General features: G+C 61.2%; 14 protein-coding genes. 6 read left to right on the forward strand and 8 right to left on the reverse strand.

The genetic code is table 11. The features are described from left to right. Positions 1–30 precede the first annotated feature (30 nt). Positions 31–1392 (reverse strand): DEAD/DEAH box helicase, encoded by a 1362-nt coding sequence (locus tag HU725_RS16605; protein ID WP_186478953.1) that lies wholly within the window; start codon positions 1390–1392, stop codon positions 31–33. Positions 1393–1498: 106 nt separating this feature from the next. Here HU725_RS16605 and HU725_RS16610 point away from each other — a divergent pair, with 106 nt between their 5' ends. After that, complete coding sequence (locus HU725_RS16610; RefSeq protein WP_186478952.1) at positions 1499–2800, forward strand: mechanosensitive ion channel family protein; 1302 nt, start codon at positions 1499–1501, stop codon at positions 2798–2800. A gap of 90 nt (positions 2801–2890) precedes the next feature. Here the strand turns inward: HU725_RS16610 and HU725_RS16615 are convergent, their stop codons facing one another. The 4 genes from HU725_RS16615 to HU725_RS16630 all read right to left on the reverse strand — a co-directional run bounded on the left by HU725_RS16615 (position 2891) and on the right by HU725_RS16630 (position 5933). Beyond that, positions 2891–3826, reverse strand: coding sequence for an AEC family transporter (locus HU725_RS16615; protein WP_186478951.1), 936 nt, complete (start codon positions 3824–3826; stop codon positions 2891–2893). 1 nt (position 3827) lies between these two features. After that, positions 3828–4703: a carboxylate/amino acid/amine transporter gene (locus tag HU725_RS16620; protein ID WP_186478950.1), complete on the reverse strand. Its 876-nt coding sequence runs from the start codon at positions 4701–4703 to the stop codon at positions 3828–3830. Positions 4704–4907: 204 nt separating this feature from the next. Then, positions 4908–5507 (reverse strand): FMN-dependent NADH-azoreductase, encoded by a 600-nt coding sequence (locus HU725_RS16625; protein ID WP_060479815.1) that lies wholly within the window; start codon positions 5505–5507, stop codon positions 4908–4910. Positions 5508–5618: 111 nt separating this feature from the next. Further along, positions 5619–5933 carry a hypothetical protein gene (locus tag HU725_RS16630; RefSeq protein WP_060479814.1) on the reverse strand — a complete coding sequence of 105 codons (315 nt, stop codon included), beginning with the start codon at positions 5931–5933 and terminating at the stop codon, positions 5619–5621. A gap of 47 nt (positions 5934–5980) precedes the next feature. On the opposite strand from HU725_RS16630, the gene HU725_RS16635 reads away from it, so the two are divergent. The 4 genes from HU725_RS16635 (at position 5981) to HU725_RS16650 (ending at position 10175) form a co-directional block, all read left to right on the forward strand. Beyond that, positions 5981–6904 carry a LysR family transcriptional regulator gene (locus HU725_RS16635; protein ID WP_060479813.1) on the forward strand — a complete coding sequence of 308 codons (924 nt, stop codon included), beginning with the start codon at positions 5981–5983 and terminating at the stop codon, positions 6902–6904. A gap of 13 nt (positions 6905–6917) precedes the next feature. Continuing rightward, positions 6918–7730: an alpha/beta fold hydrolase gene (locus HU725_RS16640; RefSeq protein ID WP_186478949.1), complete on the forward strand. Its 813-nt coding sequence runs from the start codon at positions 6918–6920 to the stop codon at positions 7728–7730. Beyond that, the gene (locus tag HU725_RS16645) at positions 7724–8281 is read left to right on the forward strand and encodes a peptidylprolyl isomerase (protein ID WP_186478948.1); all 558 of its coding nucleotides are present in this window, start codon (positions 7724–7726) and stop codon (positions 8279–8281) included. The genes HU725_RS16640 and HU725_RS16645 overlap by 7 nt, the downstream gene beginning before the upstream one ends. Positions 8282–8342: 61 nt before the next feature. Further along, a complete protein-coding gene (locus HU725_RS16650) occupies positions 8343–10175 on the forward strand; it encodes an ABC transporter ATP-binding protein (protein WP_186478947.1) in 1833 nt (610 codons plus the stop codon). A 99-nt stretch (positions 10176–10274) separates the two neighbouring features. Here the strand turns inward: HU725_RS16650 and HU725_RS16655 are convergent, their stop codons facing one another. Further along, positions 10275–11402: a GNAT family N-acetyltransferase gene (locus HU725_RS16655; RefSeq protein WP_186478946.1), complete on the reverse strand. Its 1128-nt coding sequence runs from the start codon at positions 11400–11402 to the stop codon at positions 10275–10277. A gap of 260 nt (positions 11403–11662) precedes the next feature. On the opposite strand from HU725_RS16655, the gene HU725_RS16660 reads away from it, so the two are divergent. Next, positions 11663–12907 (forward strand): putative porin, encoded by a 1245-nt coding sequence (locus tag HU725_RS16660; protein WP_060479808.1) that lies wholly within the window; start codon positions 11663–11665, stop codon positions 12905–12907. A 113-nt stretch (positions 12908–13020) separates the two neighbouring features. On the opposite strand, the gene HU725_RS16665 is transcribed toward HU725_RS16660, so the two are convergent. Further along, positions 13021–14142, reverse strand: coding sequence for a beta-ketoacyl-ACP synthase III (locus HU725_RS16665; protein ID WP_186478945.1), 1122 nt, complete (start codon positions 14140–14142; stop codon positions 13021–13023). A gap of 218 nt (positions 14143–14360) precedes the next feature. After that, positions 14361–18266, reverse strand: a complete 3906-nt coding sequence (hrpA, locus tag HU725_RS16670; protein ID WP_186478944.1) for an ATP-dependent RNA helicase HrpA — start codon at positions 18264–18266, stop codon at positions 14361–14363. Positions 18267–18466: the final 200 nt, after the last annotated feature.

The raw sequence follows: 18466 nt of genomic DNA on the forward strand, positions 1-18466 counted from the left end.
GCTACGAGGATGCCGGACAATGCTGAACCCTTATTCAGCCGCAGGCTTGCGCTTTTTCAGCGGCGCGAGGCCGTCAGCGCTGGCCAAGGGTGCGTTAGCACGAGGCTTGGCAGTCGGCTTGCGCTTGGCAGCGGCTTTTTTCTCGCCAGACTTCTTCTCGACCTTTTTCTTCTTGGTGCCGGCTGCCTTACCCGAAGCCTTGACCTTCTTAGGCCCGTTATAGGTGCCCTTCACTTCCTTGATGACCCGGCGCTCGAACTGCTGCTTGAGGTAGCGCTCGATGCTGGACATCAAGTTCCAATCATTGTGGGTGATCAGCGAGATGGCCAGGCCTTCGCCACCGGCACGGCCGGTACGGCCCACACGGTGCACGTACTCGTCGCCGCTGCGCGGCATGTCGAAGTTGATCACCAGGTCCAGGCCGTCGATATCCAGGCCACGGGCCGCCACGTCGGTGGCCACCAGCACCTTGGAGCTACCCTGCTTGAAGCGCTCGATGGCCAGCTTGCGATCCTTCTGGTCCTTCTCGCCATGCAGCACGAAGGCTTTGACGTCTTTGGCCACCAAGTGGCCATAGATGCGGTCGGCCAAGGCCCGGGTGTTGGTGAAGATGATCGCCTTGTCGAAGGTTTCGTTGGCCAGCAGCCACTGCACGATCTGCTCTTTGTGCTGGTCATGGTCGGCGGTGATGATCTGCTGACGAGTGCCTTCGGCCAGTTGCGAGACACTGTTGAGCATCAGGTGCTCAGGGTCTTTGAGCACCTTGCCGATGATGTCGCGCAACGCAGCACCACCGGTGGTCGCGGAGAACAGCAGGGTCTGCTCGCGGTTCTCGCACTCTTTGCACAGGCGCTCCATGTCTTCGGCGAAGCCCATGTCGAGCATACGGTCGGCTTCGTCGAGGATCATTACCTGCACATGGGACAGGTCAAGGTTACCGGCATTGAGGTGCTCGAGCAGCCGGCCCGGGGTGCCGATCAGCACGTCGGGCACCTTGCGCAGCATGGCGGCCTGTTCCTTGAAGTCTTCACCGCCGGTAACCAGGCCCGACTTGATGTAGGTGAACTGGGAGAACAGCTGAACCTGCTTGAGGGTCTGCTGGGCCAGCTCGCGGGTCGGCAGCAGAATCAGCGAGCGGATCTCGACGCGCCCGCCTTTGAGGTCCACCAGGCGGTTGAGCAGCGGCAGCACGAATGCTGCGGTCTTGCCGCTGCCAGTCTGCGCAGTGACGCGCAGGTCGCGCCCTTGCAGGGCCAGAGGAATGGCCGCCGCCTGCACCGGGGTCGGCTCGACAAATTTAAGCTCGGCCACGGCTTTAAGCAGGCGTTCGTGCAGGGCGAATTGGGAGAACACGGAGGTAACCTCAGGCAAGTGCGGGAAATTCAGTTGCATAGGGTAACGTTTTCTGCCGCCTTAGCCGAATTTCTTTTGGCAACTTTGTCGGCTTCCGCGCTCTAATGGCCCCTCGTTTCACTGCAATAGACAGGTTTAGAAGTTTATGGACATCCAACGCATCTGGCGTGACAGCCTCGATCTGTGGGGCACGCTCGATCAACATCCTTTGCTGCACGCCGCCATTGGCCTGGCCGTGCTGCTGGTGATTTCTCTGGTACTTGGCCGCCTGGCACGCTTTCTGGTACTGCACGGCGCACGCCTGCTGGCCCGCCAGGTAGCGCTGCGATGGCTCGACGATCTGCGCCATAACAAGGTATTTCACCGCCTGGCCCAGACCACGCCTTCGCTGGTGATCCAGTTCGGCCTCAAGCTGGTACCGGAGCTTTCCGATACCGCCCAGCATTTTCTCGGCAACCTGGCACTGGCATTCACCCTGCTGTTCATGACCATGGCTTTGTCGTGCTTGCTCGATGCCCTGCTGGACATCTACGCCCGCACCGAACATGCCCGCACCCGCTCGATCAAGGGTTATGTGCAACTGGCCAAGATGATGCTGTGGATCTTCGCCTCCATCGTCATCGTCGCCACCCTGATCGACCGCTCACCGTTGTTGCTGCTGTCTGGCCTGGGTGCAATGTCGGCCGTGCTGCTGTTGGTCTACAAGGACACGCTGCTATCGTTCGTCGCCAGCGTGCAGCTGACCAGCAACGACATGCTGCACGTGGGCGACTGGATCGAAATGCCCCAGGTCGGCGCCGATGGCGATGTGGTGGACATCACTTTGCATACGGTGAAGGTGCAGAACTTCGACAAGACCATCGTCTCGATCCCTACCTGGCGCCTGATGAGCGAGTCGTTTCGCAACTACCGCGGCATGCAACAGTCCGGTGGGCGACGCATCAAGCGCAGCCTGTTCATCGACGCCGCAGGGGTACGCTTTCTGACCCGCGATGAAGAACAACGCCTGAGCCAGGTGAGCCTGCTCGGCGACTACCTGGCCGGCAAGCGCCAGGAACTGCTGGCCTGGAACGAGGCGCTGGGGCCCGTGGCGGAGCTTTCGGCCAACCGACGCAAGCTGACCAATATCGGCACCTTCCGCGCATTTGCCCTGGCGTACTTGCGTAACCACCCCGACGTGCACCCGAACATGACCTGCATGGTGCGCCAGATGCAGACGACCGCCGAAGGCGTGCCGCTGGAGATCTACTGCTTCACCACCACCACGGTGTGGGCCGATTACGAGCGGATTCAGGGGGATATCTTCGATTACCTGCTGGCGGTGCTGCCGGAGTTTGGGTTGAGTCTGTATCAGCAGCCCAGTGGTAATGACATGCGCACAGGCTTGGCTGGGCGAGTTGGGCAAGAGCCGATTTCCCAGCGCTTGGAAGACCTGAGCGAGGTTTGAGGTCATCGAGGCTGTTTGGCAGTCAGTCGAAGCTTACCTGCACCTATGGATGACCGCAGGAGCGGGTTCGACCCGCCCAGAGGCCCTCAGCTACCCCGCATACCCCAACAGGTACAACAAGCCGGTCAAGCTCGCCAACGACACCACGGTCGACCACAGAATAGTGCGCGAAATCAGCCCCGCCTCGCGGTTGTAGTACTCGGCCAGCATGAACGGGCCTGTGCCCGTCGGTAGCGCGGCGAGCAATACCGCCGATGCCGCCCACATGGTGGGCAGGCTGAACACTTTGAACGCCAGCACCCAGGTCAGCGCCGGCTGGCCGATCAGTTTCAGGCCCACCAGTGGCCACGGGCTGGCTGTGGTCTCAGGGCGTTTCTCTGCCAGAAACGCCCCCAACGAGATCAACGCGCAAGGCGTGGTGGCCAATGCCAGCATGTCGAGAAAATGCAGTACCGGCTCGGCCAAGCCCAGCCCGCTCATGGCCCAAACCGCACCCCCCAGCGGTGCGATCACTAACGGGTTCTTCGCCAGCGCCTTGCTCACCAGCAGCATCGCACGGCCAATCCGCCGTTCTTGTTGCAGACCGATCTCGATCAACATCAGGGAAAGCGCGAACACCAGACAGACCACAATCAGCGAGGAAATCAGCGCGGGCTGCAGCCCTGGCTGGCCGAACAGCAACAGGCATAAAGGAATACCGATGTAGCCGGTGTTGGCGTATCCGGCGCTGAGCCCGTCGATACTCGCGGCCACGAGCCCATGGCCGCGGTAAAGCCGCCAGGCCAGGGTCACGATGAACATGGCCACGGCACCGCCGCCGAATGCGACGATGAACCCCGGTTGCCAGATCTCGCTCCAGATCGCCGTGGCTGTAACCTTGAACAGCAACGCAGGCAGGCACAGCCACACCACCATCTTGTTGATCTCGGCCGCAGCCTTCTCGCCCAGTTTGTTGCCCTTGCGGCAAATGAAGCCGACCAGGATCAGGGCAAAGATCGGTGCGACGATGACCAAAATGGTATGCATATCAGGCCTTTTCGGTCACCGGCGCCTGCGCGCGATTACCCAGGCGGCTGAGCCATACCGAGGCAAGAATGATCGCGCCCCCCAGGAACAAGCGCCCTAGCGGCTCGTCACGGTTCCAGATCAGCAGGTTCAAGAGCAGCCCCACCGGCACATGCAGGTTGTTCATCACCGCCAGCGTAGCGCCGGAAACCAGGCACGCGCCCTTGTTCCACCAGTAAAGGCCCAAGGCCGTCGGGCACAGGCCGAGGAACAGCAGTACCAGCCATTGCACATCGGTGCTCGGCAGGTGCTGGGCATTACCGAACAGCACGAACGCCGGCAAAGCCACCAGCAGCGCGCCTAGGTAGAAGTAGCCGAAACGCTTGTAATGCGGCAGGTCGCTAGGGTTGCGAGCGACCAAGTGACGGTACAGCACCTGGCCTGCGGCATAGGTGAAGTTGGCCAGTTGCAGCAACAAGAAGCCAATGAAGAAATCACCGCTGATGCTGTCGAAGCGGATTATCCCGGCCCCTGCCACGGCCACCATGGCCGCCAGCAGCGCCCACGGATTGAAGCGCCGGTTAAGTGCGTCTTCGATCAGCGTCACGTGCAAGGGTGTGAGAATGGTGAACAGCAGTACCTCAGGCACGCTCAGCACCCGGAAGCTCAAGTACAGGCACACATAAGTGATGCCGTATTGCAGCGCGCCGATAAGCAGCATTGAACGCAGGAAACGCGGTTCGACTTTGCGCCAGCGGGTCAAAGGCAGGAACACCAAGCCTGCCAGTACAACCCGCGCGAGCACGGCGAAATAGCTATCGACGTGCCCGGCCAGGTACTCGCCGATCAGGCTGAAGGAAAACGCCTGGATCAGCGCGACGATTATCAGGTAGCCCATGATTGTCTCTCGTGAATCAAGGCGGCGACCTTAACGGGTTGCGGCAAGTGAGTTCAACCATGGGGAATGTGGGGGCGCGTTCACCCGCGAAACCGCCGGTACAGGTAACCGTAAAGTCCCGGACAAAAAAAGCCCGGCCATCAGGCCGGGCAGGTACACCCAAAGGAGCAAAAACAGGTGTCAGGGTTGGGAATTCGGTGAACCTCAGGCCACAGCGGCCAGCTTGGCCTTGGCCTGATTCAGACCTTTTTCGTGGAACTCGCCGCTCATGTTCAGCCCCTCGGCGTGTACGAAATCGACATCATGGATACCAATGAACCCCATGACCTGGCGCAGGTAAGGTTCCTGATGGTCACTGGCGGCGCCGGCGTGGATGCCGCCGCGGGCGGTCAGTACGATGGCGCGCTTGCCGGTGAGCAAGCCTTGCGGGCCTGTGGGGGTGTACTTGAACGTGATGCCTGCGCGCAGCACATGGTCTAGCCAGGCTTTCAGGGTGCTGGGGATGGTGAAGTTGTACATCGGTGCAGCCAACACCAGTACGTCGGCCGCCAGCACTTCATCGGTCAGCTCGTTGGAGCGGGCCAGGGCCTGAAGTTCGCCAGCGCTGCGCTGGTCTTCAGGTTTCATCCAGCCACCGAGCAGATCGGCATCCAGGTGAGGCACCGGGTTCACGGCAAGGTCACGTACGCTGATCGTGTCGGCCGGATGCGCCGCTTGCCACTGCTGGATGAAATCACGGGTCAGCTGGCGGGAAACGGAATCCTGCTGGCGGGCGCTGCTTTCGATGATCAGTACGCGGGACATGGGGTTGCCTCCATCGGCAGAAAGGGGTGCGATTCGATGGAGGTGAGATTAAGGCTTGACCTATCGATAAAAAAGCGTAAAAAGTGGGTTTAATCTATCGATTAATCAGTTTTATTGCGCTTTGCAGTCCAGCGCGATGCGCAGCTTGATGATCTGCCGATTGAAATTGGCCGTCACATCGACGCTTTTACCCGCCGCCACGTTGACCCTGCGCACCCTGGGCGCTTCTGGCCCATTGCGGAAGGTGACCTTGCAGGCGGCCGGCACTTGCCCATAGTTGTTCAGCGTGATTGAGCCAATATCGTAGGCGGTGTCGTAAGTGGTGTAATCCAGCTTGACACCGTCCACGGACTTTTCCACGTCAATGGGGTAAGCCACGGCAGTTAAGGGCAGGCACATCAGTATTGCCACACAACATTTGTTCATGGGCGCTCTCCTTGTTTGAGCGCAGCTTAGGCCAACAGGAGCGAAACATGAAAGCGCCACGCGTGACCCTGGATCAATGGCGAACCCTGCAGGCAGTGGTCGACCATGGCGGGTTTGCCCAGGCCGCCGAAGCCTTGCACCGCTCGCAGTCTTCGGTCAGCTACACCGTGGCGCGCATGCAGGAGCAACTGGGCGTGCCGCTGCTACGCATCGATGGCCGCAAAGCGGTCTTGACCGAAGCCGGCAACGTGCTCCTGCGCCGGTCACGGCACCTGGTCAAGCAAGCCAGCCAGCTGGAAGACCTTGCGCACCATATGGAACAAGGCTGGGAAGCCGAAGTACGCCTGGTGGTCGATGCGGCCTACCCCAGTGCTCGCCTGGTGCGCGCCTTGGCCGCGTTCATGCCGCAAAGCCGCGGTTGCCGGGTGCGCCTGCGTGAAGAAGTACTGTCGGGTGTGGAGGAAGTGATGCATGAAGGCATCGCCGACCTTGCCATCAGCAGCTACAGCATCGGCGGCTACCTGGGCACCGAACTGAGCTCGGTGGAGTTCGTTGCCGTCGCGCATCCCGAACACAGCCTGCACCGCCTAGGCAGGGAAATCACCTTCCAGGACCTGGAAAGCCAGTTGCAGGTGGTGATCCGCGACTCCGGCCGCGCCCAACCGCGCGACGTCGGCTGGCTCGGTGCCGAGCAGCGTTGGACGGTCGGCAGCCTGGGCACCGCCACCACGTTCGTCAGCAGCGGCCTGGGTTTTGCCTGGCTGCCACGGCACATGATCGAACGCGAACTGCGCGACGGCGTGCTCAAGCCTCTGCCGCTGGATCAGGGTGGCAGCCGTCACCCACTGTTCTACCTTTATTCGAGCAAAGAAAAGACCCTGGGCCCGGCCACGCAGATTCTTATCGACCTGCTGCGCAATTTCGATACCGCGCCACTGGACGTGCCCTTCGCAGCGCCCCCACAAGCTTGAGAGGACCGCGCCCATGGCCTATTTCGAACATCAAGGCTGCTCGCTGCATTATCAGGAATATGGCCAGGGCGAACCTCTGGTGCTGCTGCACGGCCTGGGCTCCAGCAGCCAGGACTGGGAGCTGCAGATACCGGCATTGAGCCCGCACTACCGGGTGATAGTGATGGACATCCGCGGCCACGGGCGGTCTGACAAGCCCCGTGACGGTTACCGAATAGCCACTTTCAGCGCAGATCTGCTGGCGCTGCTCGAACACCTGCGCACCGGCCCGGTCCATTTTGTGGGTTTATCGATGGGCGGCATGGTCGGGTTCCAGTTCGCGGTCGATCACCCACAGTGGCTGCGCAGCCTGTGTATCGTCAACAGCGCCCCCGAAGTCAAACGCCGCACCCGTAGCGACTGGCTGTGGTGGCTCAAGCGCTGGAGCCTGGCGCGCATCCTCAGTGTCGAAACCGTCGGCCAAGGCCTGGCCGCCCGGCTATTTCCAAAACCCGGCCAGGCGGACCTTCGGCACAAGATGGCGCAACGCTGGGCGCGCAACGACAAATACGCCTACCTCAAGAGTTTCGACGCCATCGTCGATTGGGGGGTGCAGGAACGTATCGATGAAATTCGCTGTCCGACACTGGTGATTGCGGCCGACCACGATTACACCCCGATACAACTGAAGGAGCGTTACGTCGCTTTGATGCCTCACGCCAGGCTGGTGGTCATCGACGATTCCCGGCACGCTACGCCCCTTGACCAACCCGAGGTCTTCAACCAGACCCTGCTGCAATTTCTCGCAGCCGCTTCCACCTCTCAAGGATCATTGAGCCCATGCTGAAAAAACTTCTGCTCACCGCCTGCTCCGTCGCTTTCGCCACCGGCGTGATGGCCTCCGACAAGACACCGCACGTACTGCTGGACACCAGCTTCGGCCAGGTCGAAATCGAGCTGAACGCCGAAAAGGCGCCAGTCAGCACCAAGAACTTCCTCAGCTATGTCGATAGCGGCTTTTACAACAACACCATCTTCCACCGCGTGATCCCAGGCTTCATGGTCCAGGGCGGCGGTTTCACCGAGCAATTGGTGCAGAAGAACACCCAAGATCCCATCAAGAACGAGGCTAGCAACGGCCTGCAGAACACGCGCGGCACCTTGGCCATGGCCCGCACCTCCAACCCGAATTCGGCCACCAGCCAGTTCTTCATCAACGTGGCCGACAATGATTTCCTCAACCCAGGCCGCGACGCCGGTTACGCGGTGTTCGGCAAAGTGACCAAAGGCATGGAAGTGGTCGACCAGATCGTCAATTCGCCAACCACCGTCAAGAAAGGCATGCGTGATGTGCCGAACGACCCGGTGTTCATCAAGTCCGCCAAACGCATCGACTGACTGCCGGTTTCACAGGGACGTGAAACCTTCCGGGTCGGGTAGCACAGGAGTCTAGTCACCCATGCTGTACCGCCGCTTCGAGCAACTGATCGATATTTTCCGCGACGCGCCCAGCGAGTCGCCACCTGGCCAGGTCTGGCCGTTCTACCTGTACTACCTGCGCCAAGTGTGGCCGAGCTTTCTCGCGCTGCTGGTGGTAGGCCTTTTCGCCTCGCTGATCGAGGTGGCGATGTTCAGCTACCTGAGCCGCATCATCGACCTGGCCCAGGGCACACCCAATGCAAACTTCTTCAGCGAGCACAGCGGCGAGCTGATCTGGATGCTGGTGGTGATCCTTGTGTTGCGACCGGTGTTTTTCGGGCTGCATGACCTTCTGGTACACCAGACCATCAACCCCGGCATGACCAGCCTGATTCGCTGGCAAAACCATACCTATGTGCTCAAACAGAGCCTTAACTTCTTCCAGAGCGACTTCGCCGGGCGCATCGCCCAGCGCATCATGCAGACCGGTAACTCGCTGCGCGATTCTGCCGTGCAGGCGGTGGATGCACTTTGGCATGTGCTGATCTACGCGATCACCTCGCTGGTGCTGTTCGCAGAGGCCGACTGGCGTTTGATGCTACCGCTGCTGGTGTGGATCTTCGGCTACATCGCCGCGCTTTATTACTTCGTGCCACGGGTCAAGGAGCGCTCGGTGATTTCCTCCGATGCCCGTTCCAAGCTGATGGGGCGCATCGTCGATGGCTATACCAACATCGCTACCCTCAAGCTGTTTGCCCACACTGATTACGAACAGCAGTACGCCCGCGAAGCGATCCGAGAACAGACCGAAAAAACTCAACTGGCGTCGCGCGTGGTGACCCGCATGGACGTGGTCATCACCAGCCTCAACGGCCTGCTGGTGGTGAGCACAACGGGCCTGGCGCTGTGGCTGTGGAGCCAGTCGCTGATCACCGTCGGTGCCATCGCCCTGGCGACGGGGCTGGTGATTCGCATCGTCAACATGTCGGGCTGGATCATGTGGGTGGTCAACGGCATCTTCGAGAACATCGGTATGGTCCAGGACGGTCTGCAGACCATCGCCCAGCCTGTCACCGTCACCGACAAGCCCAATGCACCGCCCCTGAAAGTCACGCGTGGCGCCGTGCGTTTCGACGATGTGGACTTTCATTACGGCAAGGCCGCCAATGTGATCGACGGGCTCAACCTGGACATCCGACCGGGGGAGAAAATTGGCCTGATCGGCCCGTCCGGGGCCGGCAAATCGACTTTGGTCAACCTGCTGCTTCGGCTGTATGACGTGCAGGGTGGTCGCATCCTGATCGACGGCCAGGACATTGCCCAGGTCAGCCAGGCCAGCCTGCGCGCACAGATCGGCATGATTACCCAGGACACTTCGCTGCTGCACCGCTCGATCCGCGACAACCTGCTGTATGGCCGGCCCGGCGCCAGTGAAGCTGCGCTGCAGGAGGCCGTGCGCCGGGCGCGTGCCGACGAATTCATCCCACAGCTGTCGGACGCCCAAGGCCGTACAGGGTTCGATGCCCATGTCGGCGAGCGGGGCGTGAAACTTTCAGGCGGTCAACGCCAACGCATCGCGATTGCCCGGGTACTGTTGAAAAATGCACCGCTTCTGATCATGGACGAAGCGACCTCGGCGCTGGACTCGGAGGTCGAAGCGGCCATCCAGGAAAGCCTGGAAACCCTGATGCAAGGTAAGACGGTGATCGCCATCGCTCACCGGCTTTCGACCATCGCTCGCATGGACCGCCTGGTGGTGCTGGACAAAGGGCGGATCGTCGAGATTGGCAGCCACAGCGAGCTGCTGCAACAGCGGGGGTTGTATGCCCGCTTGTGGCATCACCAGACCGGTGGCTTTGTCGGGGTCGACTGAACCGGTGCTGGCCCTTTTGCGGGGGAACTCGCGCCTGCATGTTCACCCTGTGCAGGAGCGGGTTCACCCGCGAAGGCGCCAGCCCAAGCGCCAAGGAACTCAACCCTTGCGGTAGGGCAACATCTGCTTGGCTTCTTCGGCATACCCCCTCACCCCTGCTCGCTCCTGCCGCAGAAAATCCTCTACCGCCCGCTTCAACCCCGGATGTAGCAGGTAATGCCAAGACCGCGTCAAAACCGGCTCGAAGCCACGGATCAGCTTGTGCTCACCCTGCGCCCCGGCATCGAAACGTTGCAAGCCTTCGGCAATGGCGAAGTCTATGCCCTGGTAGAGGCAGGTTTCAAAATGCAGGCGGTCGAATTCATCCAGGCAACCCCAATAACGGCCGAACAGGCTGTCGCCGCCGACCAGACTCAAGGCCATCGCCACATCGCGTCCGCCTTGGCGCGCAATCACCACCCTCAACGCTTCGGGCATGCGTTCGGCCAACAGGCTGAAAAACGCCCGGGTCAGGTACGGTGCGCGCCCGCGCACTGCGTACGTATTGGCATAGCAGAGAAAGACAAAATCCCATTGCGCCTCGGCCAGCTCATCGCCGCGGTACCAGCGAAAATCGATACCCTGCCCCGCCACCTGCTCACGCTCTTTGCGCATCTGCTTGCGCTTGCGAGAGCTTAAGTTGTCGAGAAAATCCTGAAAGTCGCGATAACCCTGATTACGCCAATGGAACTGGCAGCCCAGGCGCTCCATCCAGCCCGGCTGGCCCGCCATCTGTGCATCGAGCTGCGGCTCAGTGAAATTGATGTGCGCACCCGACAACCCGGCCTTGTCCAGGTACTGCGGTAATGCCTGCAATACCAGTAGTGCATCGGCAGGGTCGGGCGCCAGTAAGCGCGGGCCGCTGACCGGGCTGAACGGTACCGCCCCCAGCAGCTTGGGGTAATAGGCGATGCCGGCGCGCTCGCAAGCGTCGGCCCAGCCGTGATCGAACACGTACTCGCCGTAGGAGTGCCACTTGCGATAGGCCGGTAGCAACGCCCGCACCTGCCCATCGCGCTCGAGCACCAGGTGTTCGGCTGCCCAGCCAGTGCTGGGCGCCACACTGGCGCTGTCTTCCAGGGCACTGAGAAAGCCATGACGCAAAAATGGATGGCCCGGCGGAACCAAGGCATCCCAGGTCGCCGCTGGCAGGTCACGCAGATGGGCAAGGCTGTAGAGACTGGTCACGTGTTCGACTCGCTATTGAAGGCCATCAGTATCGACGAACAAGGGCCCATCGCTCAAACGATGATCGGCCCTTTGTCCCTACGCTTTCGCTTACTTAACCGCAGTGCCATTAATAAGACATCAATCTGTAATGCCCCCCCGCAATACTTGCGCCTGTTTTCCGGAACCCTAGAACCTGTCTAGCCAGGCCCTTTCCGAAGACATGCCAACACGGGGGTGGGCGCTGAGCCTCCCCGAATATTTTCAGTAGGGAGAACCTTATGCGTCTTGTTTCCACACTTACCGGAGTGAGCCTCACCGGCATGATGCTGGCTATGAGTACTTCGGCCAGTGCAGCTGTCGACGCCAAGCTGCTCGAAATGCTCCGCGCCAATGGCTCGATCAACCAGGCGCAGTACAACGAGCTGCAAGGCGACCTGGCAAAGGAGACCAAGGAAAAGGCCGACCAGAAAGCCCAATCCGACCGTATGAGCGCTTTCGAACAAAAAGTGGCCTGGGCCGCCAAGACCCAGATCAAGGGTGATGTGCGCCTGCGTTACGAGGACGTCAACGTCGACAACCCTATTTCGCGCAGTGGCAACCAGGACCGAGAGCGTGTTCGTGCCCGCGTTGGCTTCTACAGTGAGATCAACCCGCAAGTCGACGCTGGCGTGCGTGTGGCCACCGGCAGCAGCGCCGATGCCCGATCGACCAACCAAAGCCTGGATAACTACTTCGAGAAGAAGTCGCTGTGGGTCGATTTGGCCTACCTCGACTGGCACCCGACCGCTGTGCCGAACCTGCACGTGATCGGCGGCAAGATGAACCAGCCCTGGGTGAGCATGGGCGACATTATCTGGGACAGCGACATCAACCCTGAAGGCGTTGCGCTCACCTACAAAACCAATGCCGGCCCTGCTGAAGTGTTCGGCAGCATCGGCCACTACAACCTCAAGGACAATGTCGACGGCGACGGCGTGCAGTTCAAGCACGATGCCCAGCTTTACGCTGCCCAACTTGGCACCAAATTCAACGCCGCCGATACCGTCAAGGTCACCGTCGGCGCCAGCCTCTACGGCTACGACAATGACAAGGCCTCGGCTGCGCTGCGCTCGCTGGGCAACACCACCGACGAATTCAACCTGGTCGAGGGCTTCGGCCAAATCGATTTCACCGGCTTCGCCATTCCGCTGTCGGCTTATGGCCAGTACGTCAAGAACACCGAAAGCACCGACGGCATGGATACCGCCTGGCTGGCCGGTTTGAAATCGAAAATTGGCGCCTGGAGCCTGGACTACAACTACCGCGACGTGCAGCGCAACGGCGTGGTCAGCCTGTTCACCGACTCTGACTTCGGCAACGGCTTCACCGGTTCACGCGGTCACAAGTTCAAAGTCGGTTACGAAATCGACAAGAACTTCAGCCTGGGCGCAGCCTACCTGATGGCCAAGACCGACTACTCCAACCTGCCCAACAGCAATGCTGACGTAGACACCCTGCAGGTAGATCTGGAAGCCAAGTTCTAAGCTGCATACGCTTTGCTCCACGCTCAAGCGGAAAACACCGACCCCATCCGGTGTTTTCCGCTTTTTTTCGCCCACAAAAAAGGGGCCGCTTTGGCGGCCCCTGCTTGGGTAGCTCAGCGCTTGCGCAGAATCACGCTACCGATCGAATAACCCGCGCCGAACGAACTCAGTACCCCCAACGACCCTTCGGCCAAGTCATCCTGGTACAGATGGAAGGCGATCACCGAACCTGCCGAGCTGGTGTTGGCATATCGATCGAGAATGACCGGTGCCTCGTCTTCGCTCACCTCGCGCCCCAGCAGTTTCTTGACGATCAGGTGGTTCATGCTCAGGTTGGCCTGGTGCAGCCAGAAGCGCTTGACATCGGAAGGCTGCAGGTCGTTTTCACTCAGGTGCTTGCCGATCAGCTCAGCGACCATCGGGCAGACTTCCCGGAATACCTTACGCCCCTCCTGCACGAACAATTTGTCCGGCGCACCCACCCCCTCTTCAGCCGCACGGTTGAGGAAGCCGAAATTGTTGCGGATGTTGTTCGAGAAGGCGGTCTGCAGCTTGGTGCCCAGAATGTCGAATTGATGCGCGGATGTGGCCTTGTCGGCGCGCTCGACCAGCACCGCCGTGGCGGCATCACCGAAGATGAAGTGGCTGTCGCGGTCGCGGAAGTTCAGGTGCCCGGTGCAGATCTCCGGGCTGACCACCAGCAGCGCCCGTGCCTGGCCCAACTGCACACTGTTGGCAGCGGTCTGGATACCGAACGTGGCCGACGAGCAGGCCACGTTCATGTCGAAGGCAAAACCCTCGATGCCCAGCGCTTGCTGCACTTCGATGGCGATGGCCGGGTAAGGGCGCTGCAGGTTGGAGCAGGCGACGATTACCCCATCGACATCCGCCGCAGTACGGCCAGCGCGCTCCAGGGCCTGGCCCGCAGCGGCCACAGCCATTTCACAAAGGATCGACTGCTCGTCGTTGGCGCGCTCAGGCAGGCGCGGTTTCATGCGCTGCGGGTCGAGGATACCGGCCTTGTCCATCACGAAACGGCTTTTGATGCCCGAGGCCTTCTCGATGAAGGCAGCGTCGGAAACCGGCGCTGCTTCCACCTCGCCACGCTCGATGGCGGCGGCGTTGGCCTGGTTGTATTGCGCTGACCAGGCATTGAAAGAGGCCACCAGTTCTTCGTTGGAAATGCTCTGGGCCGGGGTATACAGGCCGGTGCCGCTGATGACGACGTTATGCACGATCGATCCTCTGCTCAAAGGCCATCGCCACGGGGCGTTGGCTCGGAATATGACAGAATAATGGCACTTTAGTACCAGGTTCGAGGCGAGAGTTGTGCCCTCGATCGCGATCGAGCCACCCCTACAGAACGCTGTTATTCACTGCAGGAGCGGATTCGTCCGCGATGGGCCGCAAAGCGGCCCCCAAATTCACTGGAGTGTGCCACAAATCAAGGAAGTTAGCCTTCCACCTGGCTCCACTGTTTGCTCAATCTTTTGTCGGAAATCGGCACCTTGGTACCCAACTGCTGGGCAAACAGCGATACCCGGTACTCCTCGAGCAACCAACGGTACAACGCCAACTGTTCATCGCGCTTGCCTTCCTGAGCATGCTTGTCGGCCCGCGCCTGGTACTGCGCCCACAGGTTGGCCAACTCACCACTCCAGACCCGGTCCTTCTGCACTTGGCTGCCAAGTTTCTCGAGGCGCAACTCCACAGCTTTGAGGTAGCGCGGCAGTTCCTTGAACCAGGCAGCCGGGGTTTCCCGCACGAAGCCTGGGTAGACCAGATTGGCCAGCTGTTGTTTGATGTCGTTCAGCGCCACCGCCTGGCTCAGGTCGATCTTGCCCTTGAAGCGCTTCTGCAGGCCGTGCCACAGTTTGAGCACTTCCAGCGTCTGCCGGGCCAGGCGCTCGGCGTGCTCGGCCCAGCTGCCACGCTTGCGCTCGGCCAGCCCGGCGAGGGCGGCGCCGTCACGCGGCAACGTCGCTTCACCGTCTAGGATGCAGCTGTCCAGGCTCGCCAGCAGAATATCCTCGACCAGCGCCTCGACCCGGCCCAGCTCACGGTACAGCAGCCCCAGCTCGGTCAGCCCCGGCAGCTTGCCACGCAGGAACTTGGCAGGCTCGGCCAACTGTTGCAGCAACAGGCGCTGCAGGGCACGACGGTGCTGGAACTCGGCTTCGGCCTGAGTCGAGAAGCGCCCCTCACGTACGCTGCCATTCTCTTCCACCAACGCTGGGTAAACCGTCATCGACAGGCCAGCGATCTTCTGCTGCGCGGTCTGCTTGACCTCACTGAAGGCTTTGGCCTGCACCGGTTGCTCGCTCTTCTCGGTGCGCGGCACGGCCAAGGCAGCTTGGCTGGCTGCGGCAAAGCGCGCAGTCAGCTCGGCAAGGTCGCGGCCTTCGCCGAGGAATTTGCCCTGGCCATCGACCACCTCGATGTTCATGCGCAGGTGGCCTTCGACCAGGTTGACCGACTCGGCCCAGGCCTCATCGGGCACACGTGCGCCGGTCATGCGCAGCAGCTCCTGGCCCAAGGCTTGTGGCAGTGCCCCCTGGCCGAAGCTCATGCGCGCCAGCGAAGCTTTGACGAAGTCCGGCACCGGCACGAAGTTCTTGCGCAGGGCCTTGGGCAGGTTGCGCACCAGCGCTACGCACTTGGCTTCCAGCAACCCTGGCACCAGCCATTCCAGGCGCTCGCCCGGCAGGCTTGGCAGCAGTGGCGCCGGCACCCGCACGGTCACACCATCACGCGAGTGACCCGGCTCGAAGTGATAGCTCAGTGGCAGGCGCAGCTCACCGACCTGCATGCTGTCGGGGTACTGCGCGGCGGTCACTTCACTGGCCTCGCGGGCCAGCACGTCTTCCTCGCGCATGATCAGCAGGTTCGGGTCCTTCTGGCTGTTCATGCGGTACCAGGCATCGAAGGTCGCGGTCTGGTGGATTTCAGCCGGCAGACGGGCTTCGTAGAAGGCGTACAGGGTTTCTTCGTCGGCCAGAATGTCACGCCGGCGGGCTTTGGCTTCCAGCTCGTCGAGCTCTTCGAGCAAGCGCTTGTTGGCAGCCAGGCACTTGGCCCGCGATTGGATCTCACCACCAACCAGGGCTTCGCGGATGAATATCTCACGCGATGCGACCGGGTCGATCGGGCCAAAATGCACCGGACGGCGGCCCACCAGGATCAGGCCATACAGGGTGATTTGCTCATAAGCCACAACCTGCCCGCGCTTTTTCTCCCAGTGGGGCTCGAAGTGGTTCTTCTTGATCAAGTGAGTTGCCAACGGCTCGATCCAGTCAGGCTCGATCTTGGCCACCATGCGCGCATAGAGCTTGGTGGTTTCCACCAGCTCGGCGGCCATTACCCACTGCGGGCGCTTGCGGCCAATGCCAGAAGAGGGGTGCACCCAGAAGCGCCGCTGGCGAGCTCCCTGGTAATCACCCTCTTCGGTCTTGTGGCCGATCTGGCTGAGCAGCCCGCTAAGAATTGCCTTGTGTACCTTCTGGTAATCAGAAGGCTCCTTGTTGACCGGCAACTGCAGCTCGCGGCAAATCAGCGACAATTGCCGATGGGCATCGCGCCACTCGCGCAGGCGCAGGTAGTTGAGGAAATGCTTGCGGCACCAGTTGCGCAGCGGGCTGGAGGTCAGCGCCTGGCGTTGCTCTTCGAACCCGCGCCATAGGTTGACCAACGCGGCGAAGTCGGTATCAGCGTCCTTCCACTGGGCATGTGCCTGGTCGGCCGCCTGCTGGCGCTCCGGCGGGCGCTCACGAGGGTCCTGCACCGACAGTGCGCTGGTCACGATCAGCACTTCCTGCAGGCTGCCCTGGCGCGCACCTTCAAGCAGCATGCGGCCCAGCCGTGGGTCGATCGGCAGGCGCGCCAACTGGCGGCCGATGGGCGTCAGCTGGTTCTCGCGATTGACCGCCGACAGTTCCTGCAGCAGGTTGAAACCGTCACTGATCGCCTTGCCATCCGGCGGCTCGATGAATGGGAAGGCATCGATGGCGCCCAGGCGCAGGTGCAGCATCTGCAAAATCACCGCCGCCAGGTTGGTACGCAGGATCTCGGGGTCGGTGAAGGCCGGCCGGCCGTTGAAGTCGTCTTCGCTGTACAAGCGAATGCAGATCCCCGGCTCGACTCGGCCGCACCGGCCTTTGCGCTGGTTGGCACTGGCCTGCGAGACCGCCTCGATGGGCAGGCGCTGGACCTTGGCGCGGTAACTGTAGCGGCTGATGCGGGCGGTGCCGCTGTCGATCACGTAACGGATACCGGGGACGGTCAAGGAAGTTTCCGCCACGTTGGTGGCCAGCACCACCCTGCGCCCGCTGTGCGACTGGAAGATCCGCTGCTGTTCAGCTGGCGACAGGCGCGCGTACAGCGGCAGAATCTCGGTGTGGCGTAGTTGCGCCTTACGCAGAATTTCTGCCGCGTCGCGGATTTCCCGCTCGCCCGGCAGGAATACCAACACATCGCCAGGCCCCTTGCCGACGCTGCGCTCGTGCTGGGCGATCTCGTCGAGCGAAGCAAGAATGGCCTGATCCACTGTGAGGTCGTCTTCGACCTGGTTGCCCTCCTCGTCCTGCTCGCTGGTCAACGGCCGATACCAGGTGTCCACCGGGAACGTACGCCCAGACACCTCGATGATCGGAGCATTGTCGAAGTGCTTGGAGAAGCGCTCCAGGTCGATGGTCGCCGAGGTGATGATCAACTTCAGCTCCGGGCGCCGGTGCAGCAGGGTCTTGAGGTAGCCAAGCAGGAAATCGATGTTCAGGCTGCGCTCGTGGGCCTCGTCGACGATGATCGTGTCGTAGCGCTCGAGAAAACGGTCGTGCTGGGTTTCGGCCAGCAGAATACCGTCGGTCATCAGCTTGACCAGGGTGTTGGCATCGCTCTGGTCTTCGAATCGCACCTGATAACCGACCAGCCCGCCCAGCGGCGTACCAAGCTCCTCGGCAACCCGGGCAGCGACACTGCGCGCGGCGATGCGCCTGGGTTGGGTGTGGGCGATCAGGCCATGGCTGCCGCGGCCCAGTTCCAGGCAAATCTTGGGCAACTGCGTGGTCTTGCCCGAACCCGTTTCGCCAGCGATCACCAGGACCTGATGTTCCGAAAGTGCCTTCTTGATCTCGTCACGCTTGGCGGCAATCGGCAGGCTGTCGTCGTAGCGAATGGTCGGCACACTTTGCTGGCGGGCGGTGACTTGAGCGCAGGAGGCCTGAACCTTTTCCACCCATTGCGCCAGCTTGACCTCGTCGGGGCGTTTGCGCAGTTCATGCAATTGCCGGCGCAGGCGATGGCGCTCGGCGATCATGGCGTGGTCGAGGTTTTGCAGCAGTTTATCGATGGCTTGGTCAGTCATGGGGCTTTTTAGTGATGCAGGTGAGCCTGCTGTTTCATGATCGGCATGCGGAAAGTCCGGCGATTGTGGCAGATTTACCGGCGCTCTGCTGCCTGGAGCTGCCTTATGGCCGCTAATCCCGCTTGCACGAGGTTGCACGCTTTCTGATCAACAATTCGATACGAGTGATCTGGTGTCGGATTTTTTTGGGGTTCAATCTG

The sequence above is a fragment of the Pseudomonas promysalinigenes genome, assembly GCF_014269025.2.
GTDB lineage: Bacteria > Pseudomonadota > Gammaproteobacteria > Pseudomonadales > Pseudomonadaceae > Aquipseudomonas > Aquipseudomonas promysalinigenes.

Bases quoted from the DNA above. Each gene is read 5' to 3' on its own strand.
- HU725_RS16645 (WP_186478948.1), top strand. From the start codon at position 7,724: ATGCTGAAAAAACTTCTGCTCACCGCCTGCTCCGTCGCTTTCGCCACC.
- hrpA (WP_186478944.1), bottom strand. From the start codon at position 18,266: ATGACTGACCAAGCCATCGATAAACTGCTGCAAAACCTCGACCACGCC.
- HU725_RS16625 (WP_060479815.1), bottom strand. From the start codon at position 5,507: ATGTCCCGCGTACTGATCATCGAAAGCAGCGCCCGCCAGCAGGATTCC.
- HU725_RS16630 (WP_060479814.1), bottom strand. From the start codon at position 5,933: ATGAACAAATGTTGTGTGGCAATACTGATGTGCCTGCCCTTAACTGCC.
- HU725_RS16640 (WP_186478949.1), top strand. From the start codon at position 6,918: ATGGCCTATTTCGAACATCAAGGCTGCTCGCTGCATTATCAGGAATAT.
- HU725_RS16635 (WP_060479813.1), top strand. From the start codon at position 5,981: ATGAAAGCGCCACGCGTGACCCTGGATCAATGGCGAACCCTGCAGGCA.
- HU725_RS16610 (WP_186478952.1), top strand. From the start codon at position 1,499: ATGGACATCCAACGCATCTGGCGTGACAGCCTCGATCTGTGGGGCACG.
- HU725_RS16615 (WP_186478951.1), bottom strand. From the start codon at position 3,826: ATGCATACCATTTTGGTCATCGTCGCACCGATCTTTGCCCTGATCCTG.
- HU725_RS16660 (WP_060479808.1), top strand. From the start codon at position 11,663: ATGCGTCTTGTTTCCACACTTACCGGAGTGAGCCTCACCGGCATGATG.
- HU725_RS16650 (WP_186478947.1), top strand. From the start codon at position 8,343: ATGCTGTACCGCCGCTTCGAGCAACTGATCGATATTTTCCGCGACGCG.
- HU725_RS16620 (WP_186478950.1), bottom strand. From the start codon at position 4,703: ATGGGCTACCTGATAATCGTCGCGCTGATCCAGGCGTTTTCCTTCAGC.
- HU725_RS16605 (WP_186478953.1), bottom strand. From the start codon at position 1,392: ATGCAACTGAATTTCCCGCACTTGCCTGAGGTTACCTCCGTGTTCTCC.